The sequence below is a fragment of the Dietzia sp. DQ11-71 genome, from assembly GCF_014144995.1.
In the GTDB taxonomy this organism is placed as follows: Bacteria; Actinomycetota; Actinomycetes; order Mycobacteriales; family Mycobacteriaceae; genus Dietzia; species Dietzia kunjamensis.
The window spans coordinates 1-9,071 of sequence record NZ_JAALDT010000400.1; the positions used below are offsets into that span (position 1 = coordinate 1).

At 70.8% G+C, this 9,071-nt stretch carries 11 protein-coding genes and 1 pseudogene; all 12 read left to right on the plus strand.

Going from position 1 to position 9,071, the window contains the following annotated elements; all coding sequences use genetic code 11:
- A pseudogene (locus G6023_RS13265) lies at positions 1-703 on the plus strand (hypothetical protein); the annotation flags it as partial.
- Between the two features lie 66 nt (positions 704-769).
- On the plus strand, positions 770-2,350 hold the full coding sequence (gene ffh / locus G6023_RS13270; protein WP_067717592.1) for a signal recognition particle protein: 1,581 nt from the start codon (positions 770-772) through the stop codon (positions 2,348-2,350).
- 192 nt (positions 2,351-2,542) lie between these two features.
- The gene (gene rpsP / locus G6023_RS13275) at positions 2,543-3,037 is read left to right on the plus strand and encodes a 30S ribosomal protein S16 (RefSeq protein WP_067717594.1); all 495 of its coding nucleotides are present in this window, start codon (positions 2,543-2,545) and stop codon (positions 3,035-3,037) included.
- A 5-nt stretch (positions 3,038-3,042) separates the two neighbouring features.
- A complete protein-coding gene (locus tag G6023_RS13280; protein WP_067717596.1) occupies positions 3,043-3,285 on the plus strand; it encodes an RNA-binding protein in 243 nt (80 codons plus the stop codon).
- A gap of 41 nt (positions 3,286-3,326) precedes the next feature.
- Positions 3,327-3,860 carry a ribosome maturation factor RimM gene (gene rimM, locus G6023_RS13285; RefSeq protein WP_096905318.1) on the plus strand — a complete coding sequence of 178 codons (534 nt, stop codon included), beginning with the start codon at positions 3,327-3,329 and terminating at the stop codon, positions 3,858-3,860.
- 32 nt (positions 3,861-3,892) lie between these two features.
- A complete protein-coding gene (trmD, locus tag G6023_RS13290; protein ID WP_096907221.1) occupies positions 3,893-4,675 on the plus strand; it encodes a tRNA (guanosine(37)-N1)-methyltransferase TrmD in 783 nt (260 codons plus the stop codon).
- A gap of 161 nt (positions 4,676-4,836) precedes the next feature.
- Complete coding sequence (gene rplS, locus G6023_RS13295) at positions 4,837-5,178, plus strand: 50S ribosomal protein L19 (RefSeq protein ID WP_067717600.1); 342 nt, start codon at positions 4,837-4,839, stop codon at positions 5,176-5,178.
- 62 nt (positions 5,179-5,240) lie between these two features.
- Complete coding sequence (gene lepB, locus G6023_RS13300) at positions 5,241-6,005, plus strand: signal peptidase I (protein WP_096905319.1); 765 nt, start codon at positions 5,241-5,243, stop codon at positions 6,003-6,005.
- Positions 6,002-6,706: a ribonuclease HII gene (locus G6023_RS13305; RefSeq protein WP_132061095.1), complete on the plus strand. Its 705-nt coding sequence runs from the start codon at positions 6,002-6,004 to the stop codon at positions 6,704-6,706. The genes lepB and G6023_RS13305 overlap by 4 nt, the downstream gene beginning before the upstream one ends.
- Positions 6,703-7,008, plus strand: coding sequence for a DUF2469 domain-containing protein (locus tag G6023_RS13310; RefSeq protein WP_007632861.1), 306 nt, complete (start codon positions 6,703-6,705; stop codon positions 7,006-7,008). The genes G6023_RS13305 and G6023_RS13310 overlap by 4 nt, the downstream gene beginning before the upstream one ends.
- Positions 7,009-7,151: 143 nt before the next feature.
- Complete coding sequence (locus G6023_RS13315; protein WP_096905321.1) at positions 7,152-7,556, plus strand: YraN family protein; 405 nt, start codon at positions 7,152-7,154, stop codon at positions 7,554-7,556.
- Between the two features lie 2 nt (positions 7,557-7,558).
- On the plus strand, positions 7,559-9,071 hold a 1,513-nt coding region (locus tag G6023_RS13320; protein WP_182635951.1), incomplete at its 3' end, for a YifB family Mg chelatase-like AAA ATPase.

A 9,071-nucleotide genomic window follows, 5' to 3' on the forward strand; every position in this document is an offset into this window, starting at 1 on the left:
TCACGCCGCGCTCGTGGCGGCCTGCGGCAAGGCGCTCGGCCCCCGTCCCGCCGCGGTGCAGGCGCCGACTGTGAACGCCTCTCGGCGGCACGGTCCGCCGGACGTCGTGGTGGACCTCCGGGCGGCGGACTCCGGGACCACGCACGAGGTCACTCTCGTCGTCCCCGGTGGCGGTCGTTCACTGGCGGTGACCGCGGAGGTCCTGGCAGCCCACAGGCTGGAGATCGTGGACGCGGAGATCGACCTGCGTCCTCCGGGCGGGATGCGCGCTCGGATGACGGTCTCCACCCGCTTCGGAGACCCGGTGGACGGACGCGTACTCCGGCAGGATCTGCGCCGCTCGATCGACTCCGGGCTCCCCGCGCCGCTGCGCGCCGCGCTGTCCCGGGGGGCGGCGCTGCCGATCGGGCCCCCGCAGGCCAGATCCTCCGTCCTGATCTCCCACCGGACCGACGCCGACGGTGTGCTGATGGAGGTGCGGTCGGAGGACCGGCCCGGCCTGTTCGCCAGGGTGGTTGCCGCGATCATCGAGGCCGGCGCCCGGATCGACTGGGTGGTGGTGCGCACCAGGGGAGCGGCGGTGGAGGACGTGTTCGCCCTCTCCGGCCCCGGAGCGGTGCTGAGTACGGCCGGTCAGGTGGAGGCGCTACTGCCACGACGTGATCCCACGACGCCCGCCGTGGCGCATGCCGATACCCTGTGATCAGTCGTCGCCGACGACGCCGGGAACCGTGCGCGCTCCCGGGCCGCGAACCAGGGAGCTGTTGCCGTGTTCGAATCCTTGTCCGACCGCCTCACAGGTGCGCTCAAGGACCTGCGCGGAAAGGGTCGGCTCAGCGACGCCGACATCGACGCGACGGCCCGCGAGATCCGTCTGGCGCTGCTCGAGGCCGACGTCGCCCTGCCGGTGGTGCGCGAGTTCATCTCCCGGGTCAAGGAGCGTGCCAAGGGCGCCGAGGTCTCCGAGGCGCTCAACCCCGCCCAGCAGGTCGTCAAGATCGTCGACGCCGAACTCACCGCCATACTCGGCGGCGAGGAGCGGCGGATCGAGTTCGCCAAACAGCCCCCGACGGTCATCATGCTGGCGGGCCTGCAGGGCGCGGGTAAGACCACCCTGGCGGGCAAATTGGCGCACTGGCTCAAGGCGCAGGGGCACACACCGCTCCTGGTGGCCTGCGACCTGCAGCGACCCGGAGCAGTCGACCAGCTGCAGATCGTCGGTGAGCGTGCCGGCGTGCCCACCTTCGCCCCGCACCCCGGGACCTCCGTCGGGGGCGACGGTGAGGTGATCGGCGTCCAGGAGCCGGTCTCCGTGGCGCAGCGCGGACTGGCTCACGCCCGCGCCAAGATGCACGACGTCGTGATCGTCGACACCGCCGGTCGACTCGGCATCGACGAGGAGATGATGGCCCAGGCCCGGGGGATCCGGGATGCCGTCCAGCCCCACGAGACCTTCTTCGTCCTGGACGCGATGATCGGTCAGGACGCGGTGGTCACGGCCGAGGCCTTCCGTGAGGGCGTCGGCTTCACCGGTGTCGTGCTCACCAAGCTCGATGGTGACGCCCGCGGTGGCGCCGCGCTGAGCGTCCGCGAGCTCACCGGGACGCCGATCATGTTCGCGTCCGACGGCGAGAAGCTCGAGGACTTCGACGTCTTCCACCCCGACCGCATGGCCAGCCGCATCCTCGGGATGGGCGACGTGCTCTCGCTCATCGAGCAGGCGGAGACGGTCTTCGACGCGCAGGAAGCGGAGAAGACCGCCGCGAAGATCGGCTCCGGCGAGCTCACGCTCGAGGACTTCCTCGACCAGATGTTGATGATCCGCAAGATGGGGCCCATCGGGAACCTGCTCGGCATGCTGCCCGGCGGCAAGGAGATGAAGGCCGCCGTCGGCGACATCGACGAGAAGTACCTGGACCGCATCCAGGCGATCATCCGCGGCATGACCCCCGAGGAGCGCGCGGACCCGAAGATCATCAACGGCTCGCGCCGCCAGCGCATCGCGAACGGTTCGGGGGTCACGGTCACCGACGTCAACCAGTTGGTCGACCGGTTCTTCGAGGCCCGCAAGATGATGAGCCGCATGGCGGGCCAGATGGGGATGCCCGGGGCGGGACGCAAGAACCAGCGCAAGGGCAAGAAGGGCAAGGGCAAGGGGAAGGGCCGCGGTCCCACCCCGCCCAAGCAGCGGGGGATGATGCCCGGGGGGATGCCGGGGATGCCGCCCGGGATGCCCGGTATGCCGCCCGGCGGGATGCCCGACCTGTCCCAGTTGCCGCCCGGACTCGACCAGCTCCCGCCGGGGCTGGAGGGGATCGACCTCAACGACCTGAAGTTCCCCAAGCGCTGACCGGTCCGCCCGACGCGTCGATTGGTGCCCACCGTCCCGGCCTGTCTAGACTGGCCCGCTGGACGCCGTCACCGGTGGACCCTCGTGGGTCCGTGCCGAACGGCGGTCACCCGGAAGGCGAAACCGGGCCCCGCCAGCAGGGCGGGCGCCGCTGAATCGCCACGTGACCCGCAACAGAAAGCGAGACGCCTCATGGCCGTCAAGATCAAGCTCACCCGCCTCGGCAAGATCCGTAACCCGCAGTACCGGGTCGTCGTCGCCGACGCCCGCACCCGCCGCGACGGGCGCGCCATCGAGACCATCGGTCTCTACCGCCCCAAGGAGGAGCCGAGCTTCATCCAGATCGACTCCGAGCGCGCGCAGTACTGGCTCGGTGTCGGCGCCCTGCCCACCGAGGCCGTCGAGCAGCTGCTCAAGATCACCGGCGACTGGCAGAAGTTCAAGGGGATCGAGGGCGCCGAGGGCACCCTGAAGACCGCCGAGCCCAAGCCCTCGAAGCTGGACCTGTTCAACAAGGCCCTCGAGGACGCCCAGGGCGAGCCGTCCGCTGAGGCCATCACCGCCAAGCGCAAGGCCGAGAAGGCGAAGAAGGACGAGGCCAAGAAGGCCGAGCAGGAGGCCGCGAAGGCCGCCGAGTCCGGCGAGGGCGAGGCCGCGTCGGCTGACGCCGAGACCGCCGAGGCCTGAGACAGATGAATGACATGGTCGTCGACGCCGTCGACCACCTCGTCCGCGGAATCGTGTCGGACCCCGACGCGGTGTCCGTCCGGTCGAGTGGTGGTCGGCGCGGCACCGTGATCCGTGTGGCCGTCGCGCCCGAGGATCTCGGCCGTGTCATCGGTCGGGGTGGCCGTACCGCCTCCGCGATCCGGACCATCGTCTCCGCCGTCGGCGGGGACGGTGTCCGGGTCGACGTGGTCGACACCGACCGCTGACCCCGCCCGTACACGTCGGCAATCGGAGGACCTGGACCATCATGGAGCTCGTCGTGGGACGCGTCGTCAAATCGCACGGCGTCCGCGGCGAACTGGTGGTGGAGGTTCGCACCGATTCACCCGAGGAGCGATTCGCCGTCGGGACCCGACTCGTCGGGCGGGTCGGTCGGGGTGATCGGGCCACCGACCGCGACGTCACCATCGAAGCCGCCCGGCAGCATTCCGGGCGGCTTCTGGTGCGTCTGGAAGGCGTCGGCGATCGGGACACCGCGGACGCACTCCGCGGCATGCTGCTGCTCGTCGACTCGGATGCGCTGGAGGATCCGGAGGACCCGGACGAATACCACGACCATCAACTGGTGGGACTGCGGGTGCTCGACACCTCGGGTGCCACCCTCGGCGAGGTGACCGAGATCGTGCACACCGCGGCCGGCGAACTCCTGGCCATCCGGCTGGCCGACGGAGGAGACGCCTTGGTCCCGTTCGTCTCCGAGATGGTCCCCGAGGTGGACCTCGTCGCGCGGACGTGCGTCATCGACCCGCCGGAGGGGCTGCTCGATCTGGGGACGTCGTGACCGCTCTCCCCGACGGTGGGGACGGTCCGCTCATGCACCTCGACGTCATCACGGTCTTCCCCGAGTACCTCGCCCCGCTGCAGTTGGCGTTGATCGGTCGGGCCGCCGACCGGGGCATAGTCGACGTCGCCGTTCACGACCTCCGGGGCTGGACCCACGACGTCCACAAGTCGGTCGACGACACCCCGTTCGGCGGTGGGCCGGGCATGGTCATGCGCCCGACGGTGTGGGGCGAAGCGCTGGACGACCTCGTGCCGCCGCAGGGGACGGCGATGAGCGAGCAGGGGGACGGTCAGACCCGCCCACTCCTGATAGTCCCGACGCCCGCCGGACGACCGTTCTCCCAGGCTGACGCGCACCGCTACGCCCGTCGACGCCACCTGCTGTTCGCGTGTGGTCGCTACGAGGGCATAGACCAGCGCGTCGTCGACGAGGCGTCCACGCGGATGGACGTCGAGGAGGTCAGCATCGGCGACTACGTCCTCATCGGGGGCGAGGTGGCGGTGCTCGTCATCGCGGAGGCCGTCATCCGCCTCCTACCCGGGGTGCTGGGGAACCGGCGCAGCCATGAGGAGGACTCCTTCTCCGACGGCCTGCTCGAGGGCCCCAGTTTCACCCGGCCCGAGGTGTGGCGCGACCGGCCGGTGCCCGAAGTCCTCAAGAGTGGCGATCACGCCAGGATCGCGCGGTGGCGCCGCGACGAGTCGCTGAGACGCACAGCCGAGCGGAGGCCCGACCTCCTCGGGTCGGCCGAGCTGGACAAGGCCGACCTGGCGACGCTCTCGGACTTCGGTTGGGTTCCTCCGGCCGGGTGATTTGGGTCCGCCGAGTAGCGGATGGCACACTAGCGAGGTTGACCTTCCGGGCACCACGTGTGTCCGCTGACGGTCGCGCTGATCCGGGGCACGAACCGGTCGTCCCGCCGCGGGCGGGCGCCAGGGTCCTCTGTCCTCATTCCTGACATGCAAGGAACACAATGAACACTCTCGACTTCATCGACAACAAGTCGCTCCGCGACGACATCCCGGACTTCCGCCCCGGCGACACGCTCGACGTGCACGTCAAGGTCATCGAGGGCTCGAAGGAGCGCGTCCAGGTCTTCAAGGGCGTCGTGATCCGTCGCCAGGGCGGTGGCGTCCGCGAGACCTTCACCGTCCGCAAGGTCTCGTTCGGCGTCGGCGTCGAGCGCACTTTCCCCGTGCACTCGCCCACGATCGACCGCATCGACGTCCTGGTCCGCGGCGACGTGCGTCGCGCGAAGCTGTACTACCTGCGTGCACTCCGTGGCAAGGCCGCGAAGATCAAGGAGAAGCGCTGACCGTGTAGAGCCGGTCGGACTCGGCCGCCGTCGGCGGTGCGGGATCGACTACGCTCATCCGGGTGAGCAGCACCGATACGCCTGGACATGACGCCGCCGAGCCGGGGTCCCGTAACGACGGGGCCCCGGCTCGCCGCGTCGAGAAGAAGGGCCAGCCCTGGTACATCGAGATCCCGCTGCTGGTGGTGATCGCACTCGTCCTGGTGTTCGTCTTCCAGACCTTCGTCGGACGCGTCTACCAGATCCCGTCGGAGTCCATGGAACCCACGCTGCACGGCTGCGCGGGCTGCACGGGTGACCGCATCTTCGTCGACAAGATCACCTACCGGTTCGGCGACCCCGAGCCCGGGGACGTGGTGGTCTTCGAGGGTCCCGACTCGTGGAACGAGGGGTACCAGTCCATCCGGTCGGACAACGAGGTCATCAGGACCCTGCAGAACATCGGCGGTGTGATCGGCATCGTCCCACCCGACCAGAACGACATGGTCAAGCGCGTCGTCGCGGTGGGGGGCCAGACAGTCGGCGGCTGCTCCCCGGATGGCGCACTGCTCGTCGACGGCCAGCCGCTGGACGAGCCGTACCTCAACGAGACCCCGTCGCCGGCGGGGAACCCGCTCAACTGTGCCTTCGGTCCGGTCACGGTCCCCGAGGGCAACTACTGGGTGATGGGGGACAACCGCGGCAACTCCGCGGACTCCCGCTTCCACATGGGTGACGAGTTCCAGGGAACCGTGCCCGAGGAGAACATCATCGGCAAGGTCCGGGCGATCATCCTCCCGTTCAGCCGGATCGGGACGGTCCCCTCCCCGGACATCAACGCGGGGTGAGCCGGGCACGACCGCAGCGGCCCCGGGATGTCGTCCTTCCCGGCCGGGTCCGGGTTACCCGTCGCGACGGCCGGCTGGCGTTGGAGGCAGCCCTCGCCCGTCGAGGTCTCGGCCCGGTCGCCGGTGTCGACGAGGCCGGACGCGGTTCCTGTGCGGGCCCACTGGTGGTGGCGGCCTGCGTGTTGGGGGACCGGCTCCACCCCGACCTGGCAGACCTGGATGACTCGAAGAAGCTCACGGCCGCCACCCGTGAGCGACTGCACGACGTCATCCTGCGCAGGGCGTCGGCGGTGAGTGTGGTGGTGATCGAGCCGGACCGGATCGACATGCGCGGGATCCACCGGTGCAACCTGGAGGGGATGCGCCGGGCGGTCGCCGCCCTCGACCCGGCACCCGGTTTCGTGCTGACCGACGGCTTCGCGGTCGACGGGCTCGGATGTCAGTCCACGTCCGTGATCGGGGGGGATGCAGTGGTCGCATCCATCGCCGCCGCGAGTGTCCTCGCGAAGGTCACGCGGGATCGGATTATGGTGGACCTCGACTCGCGGTACCCGGGGTACGGTTTCGCCGCCCACAAGGGGTACAGCACCGTGAGTCACGCCAGGGCGATCGAGCAGCTCGGTCCCAGCGGCATCCATCGGATGTCGTACGCCAACGTCCGTCGCGCCGCGCAGGCGCATTCGAGGAGCAGCACGAGATGAGCGCCGAGGATCTGGAGAACTACGAGACCGAGATGGAGCTCTCGCTCTACCGCGAGTACCGCGACATCGTCGGCCAGTTCACCTACGTCGTCGAGACGGAGCGGCGCTTCTACCTCGCCAACGCCGTCGAGCTGATCCCCCGGTCGGCGGACGGCGAGGTCTACTTCGACGTGAGGATGTCCGACGCGTGGGTATGGGACATGTACCGACCTGCACGTTTCGTCAAGTACGTTCGGGTGCTGACCTTCAAGGACGTCAACATCGAGGAACTCGACAAGCCTGAACTGCGGCTCCCGGAGTAGCACCCGGCCCCCGTTCTCCACAGCCCGCGCCGCTTCCACAGGGCGCCCCCGGCCCGATCCGCGACCAGCGGGCCGGGCCGTTTCCGTCCGGCAGGGTGAGCCCCGGCGGGCCCGGACGGACCGGGCGGCCGGGAGGGCTGGCGATGACGGGGGACGAGGCGGTGGGCGGCGAGGCGGCCGGGGACGGTGTGGATCCACGCCGACGGACGGGGCGACTCGGTGAGGAACACGCGGCGGGACTGATGCAGGCCCGGGGCGGGGTGGTCATCAGCCGGAACTGGCGGTGCCGGGCCGGCGAGCTCGACCTGGTGGTGTTGGATGCCGCGGGGCGGCTGCGATTCGTCGAGGTCCGGGCGCGCACGGGGACGGGCTTCGGCACTCCCGCCGAGTCGGTGACCCCGGACAAGCAGCGGCGTCTGCGGCGGTTGGCCGCCCACTGGCTCTCGGAGAACCCGGGCCGGTGGCGCCAGGTCTGCTTCGACGTGGTGGGCGTGGACCTGGCGGACCCGACTCGGCCCCGTCTCGAGCTGTTCGAGGACGTGCTGTAGCCGTGGCGCTCGGTCGGACGTGGGCTGTCACACTGCAGGGAGTCGGTGGACAGCTGGTGGAGGTCGAGGCCGACGTGGGCCGCGGGTTGCCCGGGGTCAGCATCGTGGGGTTGCCGGACTCGGCGGTGTTGCAGGCGCGGGAGCGGATGCGGGCGGCCGTGATCAACAGTGGTCTGACCTGGCCGTCGGGCAAGGTCGTGCTGTCCCTGTCCCCGGCGGCGTTGCCGAAGCGGGGCTCGGGGTTCGACCTGTCGCTCGCGGTGGGCACGTTGACCGCGTCAGGGGAGCTGCCCGGGGCGGGCTTCGACGGCACCCTGCTGGTGGGTGAGCTGGCGTTGGACGGTCGGGTCCGGTCGGTGCGCGGGGTGCTGCCCGCCGTGCTCGCGGCGCGGGACGCCGGACTGTCCCGGGCGATCGTCCCCGCCGCGAACCTCGCGGAGGCCCGGCTGGTCAGCGGTATCGACACCGCGGGGGTCGACTCACTCGCGATGCTCGCGTCATGGTGCCGGGGCCGGGGAGCCCTGGTCACGGACGCCCCGGAGGTCCGCGCTGTGGGCGCGCGGTCCCACACCGACCTGGCGGAGGTGCACGGTCAGGACGACTGTCGGCGGGCTGTCGAGGTGGCTGCCGCCGGGGGGCACGCCGTGCTCCTGCGCGGGGCTCCGGGGACCGGCAAGACCATGCTGGCCCGGCGACTACCGGGGTTGTTGCCTGATCTGGGGGAGCGGGACGCCCTCGAGGCAACGGCCATCCACTCGGTGATGGGACGGCTCGCGGCGCGGGATCCGCTGCTACGCCGCCCGCCGTTCGTGGCTCCCCACCACTCGGCGTCGGTGGCCGCCCTCGTCGGCGGCGGCAACAACGTCGCACGCCCGGGGGCGGTGACGCTGGCGCATCGCGGGGTGCTGTTCCTCGATGAGTGCGCCGAGTTCCCCGGCCGGGTCCTGGACAGCCTCCGCACTCCGCTCGAGGACGGCGAGGTACGGATCGCCAGGCGCGACGGCATCTCCGTCTTCCCGGCCCGATTCCAGCTGGTGCTGGCGGCGAACGACTGCCCGTGTGGCAGTGCACGGCCCGATGCCTGTACATGCACCCCCGATGCCCGGCGGCGCTACGGACGGTCGCTGACCGGGCCCTTGCGCGACCGGATCGACATCGCCGCACGGACGCTGCCGCTCGGGTCCGGGCTGTTCGCTGTGGACGAAGGTGAGGACACCGCCGCGGTACGGACGAGGGTGTCGACGGCGAGGGCGGCCGCCGCCGAGAGGTGGGCGGGGTGCCCGGAGGCCGCCGGTGCGCGGGCGAACGCCGAGGTCCCCGGCCGCGTCCTGCGATCCGTATGGGGGCTCGATCGTCGGGCGCTGCACCCCCTGGACCGGGCACTGGCACACGGGGTGTTGTCACCCCGCGGGGTCGACCGGTGCCTGCGCCTCGCGTGGACGGTCGCCGACCTGGACGGGGCCACCGTGCCGGGGGAGCCGCACGTGGCGGAGGCGCTCGTGCTGAGAGGGGAGG